This window comes from Bradyrhizobium acaciae, from assembly GCF_020889785.1.
Lineage (GTDB): Bacteria > Pseudomonadota > Alphaproteobacteria > Rhizobiales > Xanthobacteraceae > Bradyrhizobium > Bradyrhizobium acaciae.
On the sequence record NZ_JACMYK010000015.1, the window covers coordinates 64,817 to 85,617 of the forward strand.

A 20,801-nucleotide genomic window follows, 5' to 3' on the forward strand; every position below is an offset into this window, starting at 1 on the left:
CGGACAATTTGTCTATCGACTTCGCCCGGAACACACTGCCCGATCACACTGGGTGAGTCAGTGCACGATTGCACGACATGAGATGTTCCGCCAGATTAGAGCAAGCAACGGATCTGGCGACAATGCCCTGACAGATGCCGCGCCAATACGTTGCCATGCAACAGACCTGAAGAGACGATCCTGGTTCGACGAGGGAGGCGCAATCACAGTGTCCAACGCAACGCAGATCCCGGAGGCGCGGGATCGCGCGATTGACTCCGAGCCGCAGTACATCGATGCGCCCATGACCGCGTCGGCGGCGTTCCTCGTGCTCGCAATCAATCCTGGCGATCGGGCCCTTGAGACGGTTCGTTCTGTCATCGGCTCGACCGCCGATCTCATCAAGGATATCCGGGGACGGGCCAACGGTGAGACATTCACCGCCAATGTGGGAATCGGTCACCGCATTTGGCTGGCTCTTACCGGCAAGCCCGAGCCCAAAGAGCTCACTGCGTTCAGGGAGATTAAGGGAGCCAAGCACACCGCGGTTTCGACGCCGGGAGATCTGCTTTACCATATCCGCGCCGCTTCCACCGACCTGATAATCGAGTTCGAGAAGATCCTGCTGGAGGCATTCGGTAACGCCGTCACCGCCGTGGATGATGTCGCGGGCTTCCGGTATTTCGACGGGCGGGACCTGCTCGAGTTCGTGGACGGTACGGCGAACCCCGATGGCCTCGATCTTCCCGCCGCGACTCTCATCGGTGAGGAAGATCCGGACTATGCTGGCGGCAGCTATGTGGTTGTCCAGAAGTATCTCCATAATCTGGCTGCGTGGCGGGCTCAGACGGCCGAAACGCAGGAAGCCATCATCGGCCGCACCAAGTTCGACAATGTCGAGCTGGCCGACGCCAGCGAGGGCCAGAAGTCCCATAAGACGCTCTGCACCATCACCGATGACGAAGGCGAGCACGACATTCTGCGTGACAATATGCCGTTCGCGGTACCCGGACGGGGACAGTACGGGACTTACTTCATCGGATATTCGCGGCACCTGTGGGTGATCGAGAAAATGCTCGAACGAATGTTCATCGGGGATCCGCCTCCGCTTCACGATCGCATCCTCGACTACTCAACTGCTGTCTCCGGAGCGACGTTCTTCGTACCGCCGCGGCAATTTCTCGCCGAGCTGCCCGACTGACCCGTACGACTTGGATGCCTCCAGCCGAATCGCGGCACCGATCCGTGATCGAACGGCTCGGTCCTTGCCTCCGAGTCCCATGTTCAAGGCGCGGACGGGTGATAAGGAACACGATCAAAGCTCGCCCAATGCAGACGTTCTTCATGGGCCAATACGGTAGCGCGGAGCGCTTCAGCATCGCGCAACGCATTATGTCGCTTGGTTGAAGGGACATATGGGCTGATGATTGCAGCGTCGATCAACTCGAAGCGAATTCGGCGGATTGGCAGCATCACTCCGGGACCGAGGACCAGCAGTCGCGCCGCGTTCGCGATGTCCTCCGGCCAGTCGGCGGCGATGATCGGACACTCGTCGTTGTGAAGCTACTCGAAGAAGCGGTTCGAGACCTGTTCGCGACTGAGCGGATGTTTGTCGAGGACTGGCTCCACGTGCTCGCGCACCCAGGCGGTTGGGTGTTCGCAGATGACCGCCTCGTAGAATGCCGGCAAGGCATCGTCTTGCGGGACAAGCGCGATAGAGAGCAACTCGCCACCAAATCCGTTGAACTCGGCATCCAGGAAATAGCGCATGATCACCAGATGCACAGCGGTCGCGATCCGCGTCGAAACAGATACCGCGGAAGGCGTCGCCAACGATCAGTATTTTGAAGGCTTCGGTTGAGTCTCGCTCACAGGATCGGAGGCCGGAAAAGTCTCTTCGAGACCTTCCTCGAGCCTGGTTTGCTTCATATCCGCCTCGATCGCCTTCTTGGGATCGACCGCGAGCTTGTCGACGGGAGCAGGATCGAATTTTTTCTTCATGGGCGTTCTCAACGATAGACTGGTCCGCTCGGAGTAATGAACCTCATAAACGGCGAGTGGCCAAGGCTTTTCAAAGCAATTGAGCGAGAGAGCGCTCCGCCTTCGGGCGGATCTACAGATGCCGTGCGTGCGCCGCTTGCCGACCCTAAAACATATCCAGGTGCTACGCCCTCTCCGCCGCTGGCAATGCGCCATTGATGCCGGCATATCTGAAGAAGGACGTCTGAGTCGTTTTTGTGTTGCAGACAAGCCGGTTACAACATCCTAGGCGACCATGCGGCGCCCCTCTTCAATCTCCTCCTTGAGATCGTCGCCCGAGGCCCTCTTCAAGAAGCGGGCTAAGGCAGCTTTTCGTGAATCGCGGTCCAGCGCGTAGGCAGTTTGCTTGAACTCAGCGCCATCAAGGAGCCCTTGAACATAGCCCGAAATCGTGTCCGCAGCCATGATAAGCGCAGTGTCAAGCGTATGGATGTATTTGCTCGTCACCGAGCCTTTGGCATGGCCTACCAGCGCCGCGATGGTTACTTCAGTAAAACCGAGATCGTTGGCGATGCTCGCGAAACTGTGGCGCAGGACGTGGGGGGTAATATCGGATAGCGGGGAGTCCTCGAAGAGATGCTTCCAATGGTTCGGAAAGCTACCGAATGGGTTGTCCTCGCCCTGCCCCGGGAAGACGTATGTGCCAACATTGTCCGTGCGCCGTCGCTCGATATGTTCGACGACAGGCAGGCCAACGGGACGAATGGATTCTCCCTCCTTGCTATCCTCCAACCGCAAGCAACTCGACTCGGTATCCGCCTCGGTCCATTTCAGGCCGATCATCTCGCTGCGCCGGCAGCCGGTCAGGGCAAGCTGGCGAACGATGTCCACGATCGTGGCGTATTTCTCCTGCTTAGCAGCGTCGCGGAGCATCTGACCGAGTATTCGGTACTCCGCCTCCGACAGCCGACGCTTTCGCACGTTGTCCTTTGGCTTGCGGATGCCATGGGCCGGGTTACGCTCGATGATGCCCGCTTCGACCGCATAGGTGAGGATACCGCCGACAAGGCCAACGGTGCGGGTGGCCGTTCCAGCGCCGCCGCGAACGATAGCCTTTCCGCGCAGCTTCTTGGTCTTCACCGAAACCCGGGTCTTTCCAGCCATGATATCCTTGAGGACCTTGTTGATGTCGGTCTTGCTAAGGTCCTTAACCCGCCGGGTCCCTATGAGCGGAACGATGTGACGCTCGATACGGCCGGTGTCGGTGACGATCGTTGAGGCCTTCTTCGGTCGTCCTCCTTTTCCCAGGATAAGCCCGGCCTGGAGATCAGCGAAATATCGGGCACACAGCTCTTTCACAGTGATCGCTTTGTGATCGAGTTGGCGATCTTCCACGGGATCGTCACCCCCAGCGACCCGACCGAGTTGCACCTTTGCCTCTCGGCGTGCCGTCTCGGGTGCCCAAGCTCCGTGAAGCCCAATCGTGTAGCGACGTGAGCGACCACCTATTCGATACTGAATGACGTAGCTGCGCTTGCCGGAATTAAAGACCCGGAGACCGAAGCCTGGCAGTTCGTCGTCCCAGATCAGGTAGTCCTTCTCTTGGGCTTCTGCCGCCTCGACGACCCTCTTCGTGATCTTGACCATGACATTCCTTCGTTCCGAGCTTGATCTCTCGCGTAAGCAGGACGTAAGCAGGCGGGAGATAATCAGTGCGGGTTTTCGGATAGGAACGTCGCTGTTGATGTTGGAAATATCCAGCTGCTTCAGGCCGATAGCGTACAACAGCGTGCCCTATCGCATTTTTCGGACGGGCACGTTATCTTGCTCCGAAGGCAAAGGTCACACGTTCGAATCGTGTCGGGTGCGCCAATTTTCTTTATCTTACAACGCGATATGCCCATCCCGATAAAAACTCCAGAGCTGGCTCGATTGAGCGAGTAAGCAATCTGGAGGAAAATCGTCGCCGAGTGCAGATTGCTCGGCAACTGAGCATGTCGGTCGAAAGCTCGTCAGCCTAAGCGCGGCAATCGTTTCTTTGGGCGGTCGGATTGGCCGCCGCGCCCGATTGCCTCGCTAACATCGTTGCCCTCGGACCTCAGCCTCGTGATCATCGGTGCAATTTTGCGCATACGCGCGTCGGCGGGCACCGATGCCAAAGCTTCGATCGCTCCTGGGATCTTGCGCAGGGCCTGCAGTTCAGCCCTCGGACGGGAGTCGCTCCCGGGCGGAAGAAGCTTCGCCATGGCGTCCATAGCCAAGCTCCAAAGGCGCATTGGCGCTGTCTAGAAATTCAACGGTAGTGAACCACAGGTCCGCATCGCCAACGTTTTCTAGATCGTGGATCTTGTATTCGCCCTTCCCATAGACGAAGTGACGGGTCTCGCCAGCCGAATAGACGGCTTCGACGATCGTCCCATCCTCCGCGTGTGATCGCGCCCGGCCTGGCGTGACCGCGGTCCAAAAGTAGTCCAACACGTGACGATGGAATCCAATGCGTTCGCGCGGTGCAAGCCGGATTTCCCAGACGCGCACACGTTCCGTTTCGGATAAGAGCCGCGTGCCGACCCGACCATTGAATTGATTGGCATCGAACTCTTTGCGAATAAATTCGGGCCATGCAGCCCTACCCTTTTCCGTCAGACCAGCGCTCATTGTAGTGCCTCCTTGAGATGAGCTATCCAGGTTGCATTATTCGACACCCAGCCCAGTCTGGGCGCGAACGTGCTGCGCGCCGAACGAGGCGCGGACCGACGCAGCCGCCGCACTGCGGTCCAGCACTGAAATCGCCCACGACACCGCGAAGGCCAGCGGGACCGAGACCAAGGCTGGGTTGTCGTAAGGGAACGGTGCAGGCCCGAGCTTGAGCGTGGCAGTCCATACTCCCGGGCTGAGCGCGACCAATCCCACCGAAGCCAGCAGGCCCGCAAGCGATCCGCTCACTGCACCTCGCGTTGTGAGATCAGGCCAGACGATCGACAGAAGTATGACCGGGAAGTTCGCGCTCGCGGCGATCGCGAAGACCAGCCCGACCATGAATGCGATATTCTGGTTCTCGAACACGACGCCCAAGCCCATCGAAAGAAGGCTGATTGCGACTGCCGCGACCTTGGACACCAGCACTTCCTCTTGCTCGCTCGCGCGCCCCTTGCGGACCACGCGGGCATAGAGGTCGTGGCTCGCCGCCGAGGCGCCCGCGAGCGTCAGCCCCGACACGACGGCGAGGATGGTGGCGAACGCGACTGCGGAGATGAACCCGAGCAATAGCGACCCGCCAACGGCGTCCGCCAGATGCAGGGCCACCATGTTGATGCCCCCAATCAGGCCACCCGAGGCTTCCCGAAACTGCGGGTTCGCCGAAACGATCGCGATGGCGCCGAAGCCGAGTACGAACAGCAGGCTGTAGAAGATGGAGATGAACCCCGTCGCGACCAGCACCGACGTGCGAGCCTGACGGGCATCGCTCACGGTGAAGAAGCGCATGAGGATGTGCGGCAGCCCGGCCGTGCCGAATATCAAGGCCAGTCCGAGTGAGATCGCCGATACCGGATCCTTGACCAAGCCGCCGGGTGCCATGATGGCGTCGGCCTTCGGGTGCAATGTTATCGCCTCCCGGAAGAGCGCCTCCAGACTGAAGCCGAAGTGCCGGAGAATCAGGATCGACATCAGCACTGAGCCAGACATCAACAGCACGGCCTTGATGATCTGCACCCAGGTCGTCGCCAGCATGCCTCCGAACGTCACATAGACCATCATAAGCCCGCCCACGATGCCGACCGCGTAGATATAAGGTAGCCCGAACAACAGCTGAATCAGCTTGCCGGCGCCCACCAGTTGGGCGATCAGATAGAAGACCACAATCACGAGGGTGTTCACACTCGCGACGGCCCTCACCGGCACCTCTGACAGCCGATACGCCGCGACGTCGGCGAATGTGTAACGGCCGAGATTGCGCAACGGCTCGGCAATCAGGAACAGGATCATCGGAAAGCCGACGAGAAAGCCGATGGCGTAGATCATGCCGTCGTAGCCCGAGGTATAGACGAGCGCCGTGACGCCCAGGAAGGTCGCTGCCGAGGTGTAATCGCCGGCGATAGCGAGCCCGTTCTGGACGCCTGTGAGGCCGGCACCGGCGGCATAGAAGTCCTTTGCCGTGCTCGTGCCTCGTCTTGCCGCCCACCATGTGATCGCGAGACTAACTGCGACAAAGCCAAGGAACATGGCTATCGCCGTCGCGTTCAGGGATTGCCGCTTGCCGGTCGCGGAAGTCAGCGCGTCGGCCGCCGCAGGACTGGAAAGAAGGGCGAAGGCGGTTCCGAACAGGACCCCGTAAGCCGAGCGCGAGATCATTGGAGGTCCTCCAGAAGGAGCTGACCGAGTTGATCGAATCGGGAATTGGCGCGCCGGACGTAGGCGGCCGTCAGAACGAAGCCGAGCGCGATCAGACCAACGCCGATCAACACGCCCCAGCTGATCACGGTGCCATCCCACAGGGGATGCCCGAGCAACCGGGGCCGGAACGCGATGGTCAGGATGTAAGCGAAGTAGGCTGCAGCCATGACGATCGACATACCCACGCCAAGGCGCGCGCGTTCACGCACAAGCTGTCTGAACGCGGGATGGTCCTGGATGGTTTTCAGGTCCATTGGTCTTTCTCCTCCCTTTTGAGTTCGGTTAAGCGGCGATGCCCGTCGCCACCGCGGTCTCCGCCATCACCGCCTCGGGGCTGCGATGCCGCTCCGCCATCGCCCGCTCTTCGGCAGTGGCGATTTGCGCTTGCATGTATGCGCCGAGATGGCGGGCACGACGGACGACCGCAGCGCCGAAGGAAAGCCGGATCGACTCGAATGTTGCGAGCGCTGCGGATAGATCGGCCGGATGCGCTCGCAATGCGTCGACCAGAGCAGCCGCGTCGGCCGCGGCCTTCGTCACTCCCATTCCGACATGAGGCCTGGCGACGAACGCAGCGTCGCCCAGGATCACCGTTCGGGATCCGAGCGCCATACGTGGTGTCTCGAGATCCAGAATGGCCTGTATGAACGGCTGCGGCGTGAGGCGAACGACCTCAGCAAATTGCGGTGCAAGCAATCTCTCCGCGTCCCGCCGCATTGAGGCAATCACGTCGGATCGAATCTTCGTCGGCGGAATCGACAATTCGTGCCGGACGCCATCGATGTCGGTCAGCAGATCTGCCAATCCATGATCGGCATTGGCTGGGCGGTACCAGACAAAATTGAAGCGGCGCTCTCCGACATCCATCTCTTCTTTGGTCCCGGCGACGGGGTAGCCGAGCATCTGCTCCCCGGGAGGAAGGCTGAAGGCGAACCAGTCGCACAATTCTGCGCGGGTCCGAGGTGACAGGTCGCGCTCATTGACGAGGCCCCGCCAGGCGACATATCCGGCGTACGCAGGACGGACATCGGCCGCAAGCTGTGCCCTGACGCATGAGAATATGCCGTCGGCGCCGATCAGCAGGTCTGCCGAAGCCTCGGAGCCATCGGAGAAGCGCGCCACCACGCGATCGCCAAGCTCCGTGACTTCGACCAGGCTCTTGCCGTGATGATAGTCTTCTGTGGGGAGTGCTGCTCTTAAAAGTCCGTAGAGGTGTCCCCATGAAGTAAGGACTTGCCGCAGCCCGAGTTCGCCCACGATACGGCCGCTCCGGTCCAGCACACGCCGTCCCGGAACGACGACTCCGACGGCGGCGGCTGCAGTATCGATGCCGGCCCTGCCCAGTACCTCGAACAACTCGTGATGGGTGACGATGCCGGCGCCACGACCTGCCAGTTCGGAGCCGATACGTTCGTATACATCGACGTTCCAGCCTTCCCGGCGCAGCAGCAATGCAGCGAACAGTCCGGCCATGGACCCACCGATCACGAGTACTTTCGGCTGCACCTGGCGCTTCCAGCGATGGTTCCTCATGGGCTGCCTCCCTTCTACAAACAGGCTTATTTATCAATTGATCAATTATTGGATCGTCTTTGACCCAAGTCAACGATTATTTATCATCTGATAAACAAAACGTGATGGTGCCGCGGCCGATCGGCTGCGGTGGCAAATCGGTGTAGAAGTGCCAAAAGCATTCAAACTGGCGAATCAGGTGTGAAGCAGCCCAGCAGAGCGCGTCTCCGAACGCCGATCCGAGAGCAGCAGAGGCTGGACCCGTCCGAGCGGGAAGCCATCATCGCGCGGGAAGCCGTCTCGTTCTTCGCCGAGTACGGGTTCGAGGGGCAGACCCGCGAACTCGCAAAGCGGCTGCGCATTACCCAGCCCCTGCTCTATCGCTACTTCCCGAGCAAGGAAGCTCTCATCGAGCGGGTCTATCAGGACGTTTTCGTCGAACGCTGGAAACCATCTTGGGAGAAAGTCATCACTGATCGCTCGGTCCCTCTGAAGGCGCGGCTGGTCCATTTCTATCGCGAATACGCCGAGGCCATCCTCACCTACGAGTGGATCCGCCTGTTCATGTTCGCCGGCCTGAAGGATCTCGGATTGAATGCCCGCTATCTCAAAATGCTGCGCGAGCGCGCGTTCGAAAAGGTGATCGAGGAAATCAGGGTCGAGTATGGACGCCCATCGACTGACGAACTCCCAGTCACCGTTCTCGAAATCGAGATGGTGTGGGGACTGCACGCGGCGATCTTCTACCTCGGAGTGCGTCAATTCATCTACTCGATGCCCCTCGAAACGGACGTCAATTCAATCATCGACGCAAAAATAGCGACGTTCCTGAATGGCATTCGCCCCGTTCTACCGGCCAAAGCACTGGTCTAGGTCCGGGAGGCACGTCTGCAGCCTTGTTAAAAGTGAATTGGAAGCCGTGGATGTATTGGTGCGCCGTACTTCTACCACGCCTTCAAACCTCCAAATCACTACTTCCGGTCAGGCCGCAATGGCGCGCTTGATCCGGGCGGCAGTGAATGGAAGTTCATGCATTCGAGCGCCAGTTGCATCCCTGATCGCGTTGGCAATCGCGGCCGCGGCCGGCCCTTGCGCCGCCTCGGCGACACCATAAAAGGCATCGCCGGGCCGATCTATCAGGTGGACTTCGACCGACTCCGGGACGCTGTCGAACCGCATGATCGGATAGGCTGACCAATCTACCGAGGTGACGCGGGTGCGATCGAACGTCACCCGTTCGAAAAGCGTCCAGCTTATCGACTGCAAAATGCCGCCTTCGATTTGGTTGCGGACGCCATCCGGGTTCACGACCTGCCCGGTGTCCACCGCCGCCACGACGCGACGGACGCGAACGATGCCGCTTTGGCGCGGAAGGTCTATCTCGACGGCCACCGCACACCAAGCCTCGAGGTTCTTGTAACGCGCAAAGCCAAACCCGAATCCGGTGCTCTCGGAACGCTTGACCCGCGTAGTCCAACCGAAGCGCGATGCGGCCGTTTCGATGATTTCACACGCTCGAGGATCTTCGGTGTGCCGAAGTCGAAACGTCACGGGGTCTTGCGCCGAGCGCGCTGCCAATTCGTCGAGGACGCTCTCGATCGAGAGGACGTTGAGATAACCGCCCAGGGAGCGCATGGACGAGCCGCGCAAGGGCATGTCGGGCAGGAAGTGGCTGACTACCTTGCAGTTCGCGATCGCGTAGAGCGGAATCGCGTTCCGGTCGCCGCCGCCTTCCGGCTGCGCAAGCGCGACGGGTGGCGCGGGCGGAAAGGGGGCCGACTTCAGTCGGGCGGCAATCAGCGTCCCCGGCGGGCCGGGCCGCATCATGTGCGACTGGCTCCAAACTTCGTGGTGCCAATCGGCGATCGCGCCGTCGGCGCCGACTGTCGCCTTCAGCTTGACCACCATGCCCGGTCCGAACGGATCCCATGCGTGCTCCTGTTCGCGCATCAGTTGGACCCTGACCGGCCGCCCGGGCACCGCGACGGCGAGTATCGCCGCGTCGGCCGCAACGTCATCGGCACCGTTGTGGCCGTAGCATCCGGCGCCTTCCGCATGGACGCAGCGCACGTTCTCGGCGGGCATCCGCAGCATGCCGGCGATCGCATCCCGAAGGAAGAACACACCTTGGGTATGGGTCCAAAGCGTGAGCTTTCCTTCCTCGAGTTGCGCAAGCGCGCACGACGGTCCGATCGATCCATGCGTGAGATAGGGCCTGCTGAAGGTGCCTTCGACCAGGATCCCCGGCGCGCCGGGATTTCCGGTGCCGTGAATCGTCGTGTCGCGCGATGGCAGATTCATCAGTGCGGCCGGCAGATCCGCCTCGTCCGGCAGTGCCTCGCGCTCGATCCAATTCGTCGTGGCCGCAAGAGTTCGCATTCCCTGCACTGCGGCCCACTCGCGTTCCGCGATTACGCCGAGGAAATTGCCGTCCTGCACGACCTTGACGATCCCGGCCATCCGCTCGACCCGCGCGACGTCGCAGTCCCGCAACGTAGCGCCATAACTCGGCGGGCGAACGACACGACCGTGCAGCATCCCTTCGGGGCGCAGATCGTGGACGTACGCCGCTCCACCCGTCACCTTGGCCGGAATATCGACCCTTGGAACGGGCCGACTCATCACGGTGAAGTCTGCCGGCAAGGTCAGGCGCGAAGTCTGACCGGCGTCGACCGACAGCAATTGATCGCGAACCAATTCACCATAGCCGAGCCGCTTGCCATCGGCCCCGAACACCTCGCCGTCGCGCACCTGTAGCGAGGTGGAAGGCACGGCGAGTCTGCGAGCCGCTTCGTCCCGGAGTAGTTCGCGCGCTTGCGCCGCCGCATTCCGAATCGCGGTGCCGGAGTCCTGCATCGAGTGGCTGGCGGCCGTGTAGCCTTCATTGGGCGTCCGCGCCGTGTCGGCCGTGACCAACGATAGCCGCTCTAGCGGCAACTTCAGCTCCTCCGCCGCGACCTGAAGAAGCGCTGTTTTAAGGCCCTGCCCAAGCTCGGCCTTTCCGGTGAGGATCGTTGCGGCACCGGACGCGTCGATGCGGATCCACGCGTCGATCCTCGGAGTGTCGTCGAGACTTCCTGGCAGGCCGTGCTTCGAGGGACTTCCGCCCGTGCCGGTTTCGGTCTGTGCGTGCGTCCCGGAGAGCCGGAAGGCGACGATGAGCGCGCCGGCGCCGGCCAGAACGCTGCGTCGAGAGACAGCCTGCATCATCGACCTGTCCTCGCCTCGACTGTCTTTGGCCGCATCTCATCTGCGGCGCGCCGGATCGCGCGCAGGATACGCATGTGCGTTCCGCATCGGCAGAGATGAGGCTGCAATTCCGCTCTGATCGACTCGTCGGTCGCTTGCGGATCGCGATTGAGCAGTGCCTGGGCGCGCATCATCATGCCGGGAATGCAGTATCCGCATTGTGCGGCCTGTTCGGCGATGAAGGCGCGCTGCATCGGGCCAGGAGCGTCCCGGCTCCCGATTCCTTCCAGCGTGGTGACCGTCCGTCCCTCCAATACCATCACCGGCGTCACGCAGGAGAACACAGCCTTGCCATCCACAATGACCGTGCAGGCTCCGCATTGGCCGAGCCCGCACCCGAATTTCGCCGCGCACAGACCAAGTTCGTCCCTGAGGACGTAAAGCAGCGGCGTGTCAGGGCTCGCCGCGATGGATCGGCTCTCGCCGTTGACGATCAGGGTTGTCATGCTGCTTCGCCGAGCCTCCTGTATCCTTGTTCGGTCCAACTCACCGGCCGCCTCTTGCTTCCGCAACCGCTTTGGCCAACCCATTCCATTGCGGCCTTCCGGCAAACCGGGTGCGCAAGTAGTTGACGAGATCGGAGATCTGCCGGTTGTCAAGGATATCGCCGAAGCCGGGCATGATGGGATGCGCGGAAGCGCCGGCAGCCGCCGGTATCCCCCGCACCACCAGATGGATCAGGTTAGCGGGCTTCTCGTCTGCGACCGCGGTGGAGAGATCGAGTCTCGAGCCGCCGAGCGGCAAGGGTCTGCCGCCATCGTGGCACGATGCACAGACGGTGGCGTAGATCGCACCGCCGGGCTCGGACGGGATCGAGGGCGTCGCCGCCTGAACACCGGCGGCTTGCGGCAGGCGCCCCGGGCCCGAAGCAGGCCGCTCCGCATCATTCCGCCCCTCGCCTTTGCCGAGAGAGGCGAGATAGTGGGCCATTGCGCCGACGTCCGCGGGATCGACCTGGGACAAATTGTCGACCACGTTCGCCATAGGCCCCTGAGCGGTCCCATGCAGGGGATGCGAGCCACTTGCGAGATAGTCCGCGAGGGCGGCTTCGTCCCATGCGACTGGCGATAGCGAGCTTCGACCGAGCGCATAGGCGCGCCAGCCTTCGGCCTCGCCGCCTGCGAAACCGGCCGATTTCATTTCCGCGCCGAGAAGATTTCGAGGGGAATGGCAGGCGCCGCAGTGGCCCAGTCCGTCGACCAGGTACTTGCCCCTGTTCCATTTCTCGTCCCTCGACGGATCGGCGACGAAACGCGCCCGACGGAGGAAGAGAAGCTTCCAGCCGGCCAACGTCAGACGGACGTTGAGGGGAAAAGCAAGCTCGTTCGGTGGTGCCGACGACTTGGCCGGATCGAGCGACATGAAGAAGGCGTACAACGCCTTCGCATCGTCGTCCGACACGCGCGTGAAATGGTCGTACGGAAAAGCTGGATAGAGGTGGCGTCCTTCGCGATCGACACCGGACCGCAGAGCGCGAATGAACGCCTGCTCCGACCATCGCCCGATGCCCGTCTCCGGATCTGGCGTGATGTTCGTGGAGTAGATCGTTCCGAAGGGCGTCGGCATCGCAAGCCCTCCAGCATACGGGAGTCCGTCGGGCGCGGTATGGCATGTCGCGCAGTCGCCAAGGAGGGCAAGGCTCGCTCCACGGCGCAGCACGGCACGATCTGGTGCGCCCAGCGACCTCGGATCGATCGGAGCAATCGGTGATTCCCAAGCATACAAAAGTGCAGCCGTCCCACCGAACGTCCCGATGGCAAGCAGTGCGAGCAGAACGAACCTCAGCTTCATCGCCCTCCCCTCCTGGATACGAATGCCATATCAGGCGGGTCCGGGCGTCTTCTTTTCCGTTTCATGCGCGACTTGCACAAACCCCCGATCACAATTCGACGAACCAATCCAAAGCGCGCGTACGGAATCCAATACGTCCGTTCATCCGCAACGTAAGGATCGATCAAGACCCTCACGTCTGAAAAACGAACGTACAGGCAAGGTGATATGGCGGCGATCGCCAACGTCGTCGCGGTCCCGCGCCGATGAAGCACACGCTCATGGGAGCCATCCATTTTCGAGGACATCTTGCTATTTATCGATTGATAATTAACTTTCGATCCTGCTTGAGGTCAAGAGCCGGGCGCATCGAACCGAGACTGCGTGCCGACGAAACGAGGATTTGCCGCCATGTCGACGTCAACGATTACGACGGACCAACAGACCGCCGAACTCACGCGCGCACGCACGTTCGCTATGGCGGTCTGCGCGGGGATCGCGGTCGCGAACATCTATTATAATCAGCCCCTGCTGGGCCTGATCGAGGCGAGCTACCCGAATTCCTCGGCAATCGGTCTCATTCCCACGGCCACGCAATTCGGCTACGCCGTCGGCCTCCTGTTCCTGGTGCCCCTAGGAGATCTGGTCGAAAGGCGACGCCTCATCGCCGCGCAGTTCGTTGTTCTGGCAGCGGCTCTCGCATTCGCGGCGATCGCCCCGTCTACGTTCGCGTTGATTGCGGCGTCGCTCATGCTGGGTGTGGCGGCCACCGTGGCCCAACAGATCGTCCCGTTTGCCGCAACGCTTGCCGACGACCGGACCAGAGGCGCGGCAGTCGGAACGGTGGTCAGCGGAATTCTGGGCGGCATTCTCCTCAGCCGCACGATAGCCGGCTTCGTCGGCTCGCACTTCGGATGGCGCGAGATGTTCTGGCTCGGCGCGCCTTTGGCGCTCGGCGCCGCCGTGCTGGTCCGCCTGATCCTACCGCGCCACCATGCGCCGCAAGGTATCGGATACCCTGCCGCGCTGCGCTCGCTCGTCCACCTGCTCGTCGAGGAGCCGGCGCTTCGACTGGCGGCGGCGACGCAAGCGATGCTGTTCGCCTCCTTCATCGCCTTCTGGACAGTCTTGTCTCTCCATCTGCGGGAACCGGCATTTGGACTCGGTCCCGAGATTGCTGGCCTGTTTGGCATCATCGGCGCATCGGGAATGCTCGCCGCGCCGCTGGCAGGTCGCGTAGCCGACAAGCGGGGGCCTCATCTCGTGATTGCGATCGCTGCCGCGGTCTCGCTCTCCTCCTGGGTTATTTTTGGAGGCTGGAACGCCGTCGCGGGATTGGTCGTGGGCGTCGTGTTGCTCGACGCGGGCGTGAACGCAGCGCTCGTCTCAAATCAGCACCTGATCTTCGCCCTGCGTCCCGAGGCGCGAAGCAGGCTGAACACCGTATTCATGACGGCGATGTTCGTCGGCGGTTCTCTCGGATCGCTCGGTGCGAGTTGGGCTTATACACACCTGTCATGGCTCGGCGTTTGTGGATACGGGGCCGCGCTTGCGACAGCGGGTCTGCTCTTGCAGCTACCGACGGTTTTGTCCCGGGCCGGCGAGACATCACATCACTGACGTCACTCTCTGAATGGACCATTTTGAAACTGGAAGGAGCGAGACACATGGCGGGTCTCTTTCATGCGACCGCGTTGGGCGATCTTAGCCTTAAAAACAAAATAGTAATGGCCCCGATGACGCGCTCGCGCGCCGACGAGCGCGGCATCATCAATCCCACCGCGTCGGAGTATTACGCAGCGCGGGCGAGCGCCGGCCTTATCGTGACCGAGGGCGTGAACGTGGGACCGATGTCCCGCGCCTTTGACCGGACGCCCGGTCTCTGGACGGAGGAGCAGACCGAAGGATGGAAAGCGGTCGTCGATCGGATCCACAAAGAAGGGGGACGCGTCGTCGCGCAGCTCTGGCACGCCGGGCGCGCGAGCGCGCGTGGCCTGCTGTCCGACAGACAACCGCTATCTCCGTCGGGCGTGAACGACGATCTGGATCGGCTGCAGGTATGGGCGCTCCTCGCCAACGGCTCATACGTGCGGATCGCCGCTACGTCGTCGCGCGCAATGACCCCTGCGGAGATCCAGGGTGTCGTGAGCGAATTCCGACTAGCGGCCGCCAACGCCGTTCGCGCGGGGTTCGACGGGGTCGAGATCCACGGCGCCAATGGTTATCTGATCCACCAGTTTCTGTCCCCGACGATTAACCTGCGAACCGACGACTATGGCGGTAGCGCCGAAAGACGATCCAGATTGCTTCTGGAAATCGTCGCGGCGATTTCCGATGTCGTGCCGCGTTCACGGATAGGACTGCGGCTATCGCCCTTCGCCGACTACAACAGTGTTCGGGATCCGAAACCGAAGGATACCTATGGCCAACTCGCAAATTGGCTGGGAACTGCCGGGCTTGCATACCTACACCTTGCCGACACCAACGCCTGGACCGGTGCGCCCGACTACGAAAGGATGCTGTCGATATTCCGTGGACACTATCGCGGGCCCCTCATCGTCAATGCGGGCATCACCCCCGAGCATGCCGCGCGGATCGTCGATACCGGAGAGGCGGACGCGGTCGCGTTCGGCCGTCTCTTTCTGGCAAATCCGGACCTTCCGGCGCGAATTCGAGTTGGCGGCCCCTACAGCTCGCCGCAGCCGTTCGGGATATATGGCGGTTCGGATTCCGGATATCTCGACTATCCGACACTCGACACTGACAGCAGAGAGACCGCGGAACGAGCTTAGTGGCCGAACCGCGGAACTGGCAGGCCTGCGGATCCTTTAGCCCGCCATTCCGTACACGGACATCCGGGCGGAGACGCCCCGCAACTGGTGCTCACCGAGATGCTCGGCATCATGAGAGAGATGTCGGGCGACGGCTTCTGTCATGAGCAAGTCCCGGCCTATGATTTTGGTGAGCGCTTCCACGCGGCAGGCCTCATTGACGGCCGCGCCGATGACCGTGAAGTCAAGGCGGTCTGGAGCGCCGATATTGCCGAAAAAGACCTCACCTTCGTGAAGGACGATGCCTGCCCGCAGCAAGGCGCGGCCTTCAGCGTCGGATGCGACACGGATGTTCCGATTGGCCGCTTCGAGTCTGGCAATCGCCTCCCTCGCCGCCGAGACGGCCGCGCGCGACGCTTCGGCGGCTCCGACCGTCACCGGAAAGACGGCGAGCATTCCGTCGCCGATGAATTTGAGAATTTCGCCGCCGTGAGCGGCCACGGCGCTCACCATCGCCTCGAAGTAAGCGTTGAGCAGCACCAGCATGTCGGCCGGGGCCAGCACGTCCGACATTTTCGTGAAGTTTCGGAGATCCGAGACCCAAATCACGGCGCGGATCGAGTCTCCTGCGCCGCGTTTGATCGCGCCTTCGAGCACCTTGGCGGCGGCGCCGTAACCAAGGTAGGCACCCAGCGCGTTTTCGGAGATCTTCAACTCGCTGTGCCGTTGCACGTGCAAGGCGAATAGTTTGAAGAGGCGGGTCAAGGCATCTATCTCCGCCTCGGCGAAACCGCCGGCCGCTTTCGTCGCGATGGTGATCACGTTACGTGTATCCAGACCGGATAAGGGAATCGCCACGTAATCGGTCATGCCGGCTGCCGCGAGTTCGATCATGATGGGAAATTCCGCCTGCGCCGACGGCTGATTCGGCGTTCGCCGGATCGTCTCACCGGTCTCCACAATGCGCTGCAGCGGATTGAGCTTGTAGGCATCGGAGTCGACCGCCGCGTCACCGACCCGCACCTCGTCGCAGAAACCATCCTCAGCGTTCCAGACCCACGCGAACCCCGCGAGCTGAGGGTGGAGCGTTCCGATGTGCAGGGTTAGTCGATCGACCGAAGAGCGGGCGGCCATCATCAGACGGATCAGCTTGACGAGGAGCTCAATCATCTGCCTCTCGGCAGAGGCCTCTTCCAGCAGCCAGTTCTCGATCTCGGCGAAAGTGTCCGTGCTGCCGACGGCGACAGCGATCGGGCCGGCTCTTCGCACGAACGACACCGACGGGGGATAGGATCGAGGCGGCGGATCGGAAGTCTCGGAAGCCATTTCAGTTCCCTCGCTTATCGACTTCACGGCCGAAGCGTTCGACGAGGAAATCGATGAAGAGCCGCACCTTCACTGACAGGTGTCTGGTCGGCGGATAGACCGCGTACAACGTAAGGGGCGGCGCCCAAAAGTCGTTCAATATCGCCTTCAATCGTCCCTGCTGGAGTGCCTCTCCGGCGATGAACTCAGGTATCAACGCCACGCCCCTTCCCTTGACGGCGACGTCGCGCAGCACCTCCGCGTTGTTGACGCATAGAGACCAGGCGGGCTGGATCCAGTGCTCCCCATCCGCGCCGGTCAGCTTCCACTGATTGCCGGTGAGCAGGAAGCCGTAGGTCAGCGAGACGTGATCACGGAGGTCTTGCGGGTGATGGGGCGTACCGTGCCGCTTGAGATAGTCCGGCGAAGCACAGACCACTCTCGGCATCGGCGTAATCTTCCGGGCGATCAAACTGGACGATTCGAGCTCGGCAATCCGGAGCGTCACATCGAATCCATCCTGGACCGGATCGACGAGGTCGTCGCTCAGCACAAGCTGAAGCTGCATCTCCGGATATCTGGTCATGAAGTCGGCGAGCGCCGGCCCCAGTCTGATCGTGCCGAAGGACATCGGCGCATTGATGCGCAGAAGGCCGCGTGGCGTCGACTGCAAATGCGTAACCGCCTGATCGGCGGCATCGAGCTCCGAGAGGATCACCAGCGCTCGCTCGAAATAGAGCTGACCGTTCTCGTTCGGACTCGCGTGTCTGGTCGTGCGGTTCAGAAGCTGCACGCCAAGACTCTCCTCCAGTTCCGCGACGTATTTGCTGACGGCGGACCTGGACAGGCGCAACTGGCGGCCCGCTTCGGAAAAACTCCCGGTTTCCACCACCTTCGCGAAGGCCTTCAGGCAGGCCAACTTGTCCATGTCAGACCCCGATTGTCGCCAATTTGTAGACAGAGACGCCACAAGAGCATGGATTGTTCTCGATTCAAAGCCATCCGATATGTCGAGGCAGAGCCAAGCGGCTCTCTCGAACCCAGAGGGCAAGATGTCAGGCATCCATCACGTCACCGCCATCGCAGGCGACCCGCAGAAGAACTTCGGCTTCTACACGCGGGACCTCGGCCTGCGTTTCGTCAAGAAGACCGTCAATTTCGACGATCCCGCCACCTACCATTTCTATTATGGGGACGAGGCCGGCCGGCCAGGCACGATCCTCACCTTCTTCCCCTGGGAAGGGGCGCCGGAGGGACGCCGCGGTGTCGGTGAAACCCATCAAACGACTTTTCGCGTCCCGCAGGGCTCGCTGGGTTACTGGACCCGGCGCTTCCTGGAAAAGGGCATCAAGTTCGAGGCGCTCGAAAAGCGCTTCGGCGAATCCGTGCTCGCCTTCTCTGACCCGGACGGCATGGCGCTTGCGCTCGTCGGTATCCCCGGCGCCGAGGACGAACCGGCATGGAGCAACGGCGACGTACCGGCGGAGCATGCAATCCGCGGCTTCCAGGGCGTCACCCTCCTGCTCGACGACGCGACCAGGACCGCCAAGGTTCTTACCGGCATGTTCGGCTTCCGCGAGACCGCGCGGGAGGGCTCCGTAATCCGGTTCAAGGCGCCGGGCGACGCGCAGGGAAACGTGGTCGACATCTATGAGGCGAAAGGCTTTCTGCGCGGCAGGCAGGGCCGCGGCTCGGTGCACCACATCGCATTCCGTGCCAAGGACGACGCCGAACAGGGGGACATGGCCGAGAAGCTCATCAGCAATCACGGACTGCATCCCACCGAACAGAAGGATCGCAACTACTTCCGATCGATCTACTTCCGGGAGCCGGGCGGCGTGCTGTTCGAGATCGCGACGGATATTCCAGGGTTTGCGGTGGACGAACCGGTCGAAACGCTCGGCCGCGACCTGAAACTGCCGAGCTTCCTCGAGCCGCACCGCAAGGAAATCGAGGGTGTTCTGCCCGAGCTTCAAGGAGCCGCGTCATGACCACAAGGCCTCCATTCACGTATCGCTTCGAACCTGGCGGTCGGACGGGCGCGCCGCCCTTGCTGCTCCTTCACGGCACGGGCGGCGACGAGAACGATCTGCTGCACCTCGGTGCCATGATCTCGCCAGACTCCCCGCTCCTGTCGCCTCGCGGCCGCATTCTCGAGAACGGGATGCCACGTTTCTTTCGCCGCCTCGCGGAAGGCGTCTTCGACGAGGAAGACGTCCGCCACCGCGCGCTTGAACTTGGCGAGTTCATCCAGGACGCTCGGGGGCGGTATGGCATCGGATCGCCGCTCGCCGTGGGCTACTCGAACGGCGCCAACATCGCCGCCGCGCTTCTCCTGATGAGGCCCCGGGTGCTGTCCGGTGCGATCCTGCTGCGCGCCATGGTCCCGCTGACGGACCCTCCTGCCGCGGATCTCGACGGGAAGCCGGTCTTGATCCTGTCCGGACGGCAAGACCCAATCGTTCCTGCTGACAATGCGGCTGCGCTGGCCAGCATGCTGTCGACAGCGGGAGCAAAGGTTGACCATCGACTCCTCCCGGTTGGCCATCAGCTTTCGCAGGCCGACATCACCCTCGCCCGCGCGTGGGTAGCCGAAGCGAAGCATCAAGCAACGGTCTCCTGACGATCGATCTCAGACCCGGTCGACGTGCCGTTCGGACAGCTCGTCCTTTGGCCCGCCGACCGGGCTTGGTTTAGTTAGTTCGGCTAACCCTTCCTCGCGTGCTTTCATGGCTCGGCGGCCGCCAGGAACACGGCTGGCGCTGCGATCAACGGAGGGATCACAAAACACCACGTCCCGAGCTTCGCATAGAGAATTGCTCCGGCCGCGCAACCCAGCGCAAATGCCGTCACGCTCGCGGCCATCTTACCGATACGCGGTTTGGCCACCGACAGTACCGAGACCGGCGCGCCCCTTATGAAGTCGGCGACGTCGATCATGATTTGGGTGGTGGTGCCTGTCATGAGAGTGCTCGGAGGCTCAGTCCCCATGTGGATGCGATGCGCGGCGTTCTGAATGGCCATCGCGGCCACCAGAATCATGCCGGTGGTGATCGCCTGCCAGCTATCACCTTGCGCGAACGGTCCGAAACGGACGGCGCAGACCGCGCCAATTGCCAGCAGCATTACCTTGAGGGCGAGCATCGAGCGGAAGATCGGCAATCCGATCGCAGGCAGAAAGAAGCTGAAGACCCGAGTGCCGATCACGACCAGACAGAAGACCGGCAGCGCAAGCAGTTTCGCGAGGGCGCCGGACGTGCCGAGCACCATCGCCGCGCCGAACGTGACGAAATTGCCGGTAACGTGCGCGGTGAACAGCCCTTGGAGCGCGAGGAAGCCGGCGGTATCGACGAAACCCGCATTCAGGCTCATCAGAAGCGGAAGCAGGAGTATTTGCCGTGGCATTTCACCAACCGTATTGGAGTTGCACGCCGAGATAGTTGCTGGTGTGTCCACCGGCGCGGATGATCGTGTCGCCGACGTCGAAATGCACCGCTTCGATGGCGCCAGTGAGGTGATCGTTGAACGCGTAGTCGACGCGGAGCTGTCCGTAGGCTCCGGTCCAATTGCTGCCCTTTCCGGCGGTGCCGGGAACAGGCACGTTGGGCTGGACGTAGATGGCGTCGGCCGTCGTTTCGCGCCACTGCAGGCCGATGGCTCCCATCACCTTCATCTTGCTCGCCGGACTGACGGTGATGGACGGCTTGACATGGACCAGGTTCACGTAGCCCGTGTAGCCGGCGAGCGTGAAATAGTAGCCGTTCGGGAACAGCGGATTGAACGTCCCCACCGTGCCGTCTCCAGGATGATGGTCTCCAGAGGCAGCATCGAACTGGATGCCCA

General features: G+C 61.9%; 20 protein-coding genes. 6 read left to right on the forward strand and 14 right to left on the reverse strand.

Going from position 1 to position 20,801, the window contains the following annotated elements; genetic code table 11:
* Nucleotides 1-208 precede the first annotated feature (208 nt).
* Complete coding sequence (locus H8A92_RS09655; protein ID WP_229195586.1) at nt 209-1,180, forward strand: Dyp-type peroxidase; 972 nt, start codon at nt 209-211, stop codon at nt 1,178-1,180.
* A 362-nt stretch (nt 1,181-1,542) separates the two neighbouring features.
* Here H8A92_RS09655 and H8A92_RS09660 read toward each other — a convergent pair whose 3' ends face one another.
* From H8A92_RS09660 to H8A92_RS09690, 7 genes are all read right to left on the reverse strand, one after another.
* Nucleotides 1,543-1,812 (reverse strand): hypothetical protein, encoded by a 270-nt coding sequence (locus H8A92_RS09660; protein WP_229195587.1) that lies wholly within the window; start codon nt 1,810-1,812, stop codon nt 1,543-1,545.
* Between the two features lie 3 nt (nt 1,813-1,815).
* Nucleotides 1,816-1,980 (reverse strand): hypothetical protein, encoded by a 165-nt coding sequence (locus H8A92_RS09665; protein WP_229195588.1) that lies wholly within the window; start codon nt 1,978-1,980, stop codon nt 1,816-1,818.
* Nucleotides 1,981-2,244: 264 nt separating this feature from the next.
* Nucleotides 2,245-3,606, reverse strand: a complete 1,362-nt coding sequence (locus H8A92_RS09670) for a tyrosine-type recombinase/integrase (protein WP_229195589.1) — start codon at nt 3,604-3,606, stop codon at nt 2,245-2,247.
* Nucleotides 3,607-4,158: 552 nt separating this feature from the next.
* Entirely contained in the window at nt 4,159-4,614 is a 456-nt protein-coding gene (locus H8A92_RS09675; RefSeq protein WP_229195590.1) for a cupin domain-containing protein, read from the reverse strand.
* A gap of 36 nt (nt 4,615-4,650) precedes the next feature.
* Nucleotides 4,651-6,309, reverse strand: coding sequence for a cation/acetate symporter ActP (gene actP, locus H8A92_RS09680; RefSeq protein WP_229195591.1), 1,659 nt, complete (start codon nt 6,307-6,309; stop codon nt 4,651-4,653).
* Nucleotides 6,306-6,605 carry a DUF485 domain-containing protein gene (locus tag H8A92_RS09685; RefSeq protein WP_229195592.1) on the reverse strand — a complete coding sequence of 100 codons (300 nt, stop codon included), beginning with the start codon at nt 6,603-6,605 and terminating at the stop codon, nt 6,306-6,308. The genes actP and H8A92_RS09685 overlap by 4 nt, the downstream gene beginning before the upstream one ends.
* A 28-nt stretch (nt 6,606-6,633) precedes the next feature.
* Nucleotides 6,634-7,884 carry an FAD binding domain-containing protein gene (locus H8A92_RS09690; RefSeq protein ID WP_229195593.1) on the reverse strand — a complete coding sequence of 417 codons (1,251 nt, stop codon included), beginning with the start codon at nt 7,882-7,884 and terminating at the stop codon, nt 6,634-6,636.
* A gap of 180 nt (nt 7,885-8,064) precedes the next feature.
* On the opposite strand from H8A92_RS09690, the gene H8A92_RS09695 reads away from it, so the two are divergent.
* Entirely contained in the window at nt 8,065-8,736 is a 672-nt protein-coding gene (locus H8A92_RS09695; RefSeq protein WP_229195594.1) for a TetR/AcrR family transcriptional regulator, read from the forward strand.
* 108 nt (nt 8,737-8,844) lie between these two features.
* Here H8A92_RS09695 and H8A92_RS09700 read toward each other — a convergent pair whose 3' ends face one another.
* From H8A92_RS09700 to H8A92_RS09710, 3 genes are read right to left on the reverse strand one after another with little or no spacing between them, the layout of a single operon-like run.
* The gene (locus H8A92_RS09700; protein WP_229195595.1) at nt 8,845-11,073 is read right to left on the reverse strand and encodes a molybdopterin cofactor-binding domain-containing protein; all 2,229 of its coding nucleotides are present in this window, start codon (nt 11,071-11,073) and stop codon (nt 8,845-8,847) included.
* Nucleotides 11,070-11,558, reverse strand: coding sequence for a (2Fe-2S)-binding protein (locus tag H8A92_RS09705; RefSeq protein ID WP_229195596.1), 489 nt, complete (start codon nt 11,556-11,558; stop codon nt 11,070-11,072). Before H8A92_RS09705 ends, H8A92_RS09700 begins: the two co-directional genes overlap by 4 nt.
* A 40-nt stretch (nt 11,559-11,598) precedes the next feature.
* Nucleotides 11,599-12,903: a cytochrome c gene (locus H8A92_RS09710; RefSeq protein ID WP_229195597.1), complete on the reverse strand. Its 1,305-nt coding sequence runs from the start codon at nt 12,901-12,903 to the stop codon at nt 11,599-11,601.
* A 390-nt stretch (nt 12,904-13,293) separates the two neighbouring features.
* Between H8A92_RS09710 and H8A92_RS09715 the strand changes: the two genes are divergently transcribed.
* A complete protein-coding gene (locus H8A92_RS09715; RefSeq protein ID WP_229195598.1) occupies nt 13,294-14,502 on the forward strand; it encodes an MFS transporter in 1,209 nt (402 codons plus the stop codon).
* Between the two features lie 47 nt (nt 14,503-14,549).
* Nucleotides 14,550-15,674, forward strand: coding sequence for an alkene reductase (locus tag H8A92_RS09720; RefSeq protein ID WP_229195599.1), 1,125 nt, complete (start codon nt 14,550-14,552; stop codon nt 15,672-15,674).
* 36 nt (nt 15,675-15,710) lie between these two features.
* Here the strand turns inward: H8A92_RS09720 and H8A92_RS09725 are convergent, their stop codons facing one another.
* Nucleotides 15,711-16,979: an adenylate/guanylate cyclase domain-containing protein gene (locus H8A92_RS09725; RefSeq protein WP_229195600.1), complete on the reverse strand. Its 1,269-nt coding sequence runs from the start codon at nt 16,977-16,979 to the stop codon at nt 15,711-15,713.
* A 1-nt stretch (nt 16,980) separates the two neighbouring features.
* On the reverse strand, nt 16,981-17,886 hold the full coding sequence (locus tag H8A92_RS09730) for a LysR family transcriptional regulator (protein ID WP_229195601.1): 906 nt from the start codon (nt 17,884-17,886) through the stop codon (nt 16,981-16,983).
* A gap of 124 nt (nt 17,887-18,010) precedes the next feature.
* On the opposite strand from H8A92_RS09730, the gene H8A92_RS09735 reads away from it, so the two are divergent.
* Both H8A92_RS09735 and H8A92_RS09740 read left to right on the forward strand, forming a co-directional pair.
* Nucleotides 18,011-18,949, forward strand: a complete 939-nt coding sequence (locus H8A92_RS09735) for a ring-cleaving dioxygenase (protein ID WP_229195612.1) — start codon at nt 18,011-18,013, stop codon at nt 18,947-18,949.
* Nucleotides 18,946-19,581, forward strand: coding sequence for an alpha/beta hydrolase (locus tag H8A92_RS09740; RefSeq protein WP_229195602.1), 636 nt, complete (start codon nt 18,946-18,948; stop codon nt 19,579-19,581). The genes H8A92_RS09735 and H8A92_RS09740 overlap by 4 nt, the downstream gene beginning before the upstream one ends.
* Nucleotides 19,582-19,685: 104 nt before the next feature.
* On the opposite strand, the gene H8A92_RS09745 is transcribed toward H8A92_RS09740, so the two are convergent.
* Nucleotides 19,686-20,363 (reverse strand): YoaK family protein, encoded by a 678-nt coding sequence (locus H8A92_RS09745; RefSeq protein ID WP_229195603.1) that lies wholly within the window; start codon nt 20,361-20,363, stop codon nt 19,686-19,688.
* 1 nt (nt 20,364) lies between these two features.
* Nucleotides 20,365-20,801, reverse strand: a 437-nt coding sequence (locus H8A92_RS09750) for an alginate export family protein (protein WP_229195604.1), incomplete at its 5' end; no start/stop codon positions are given.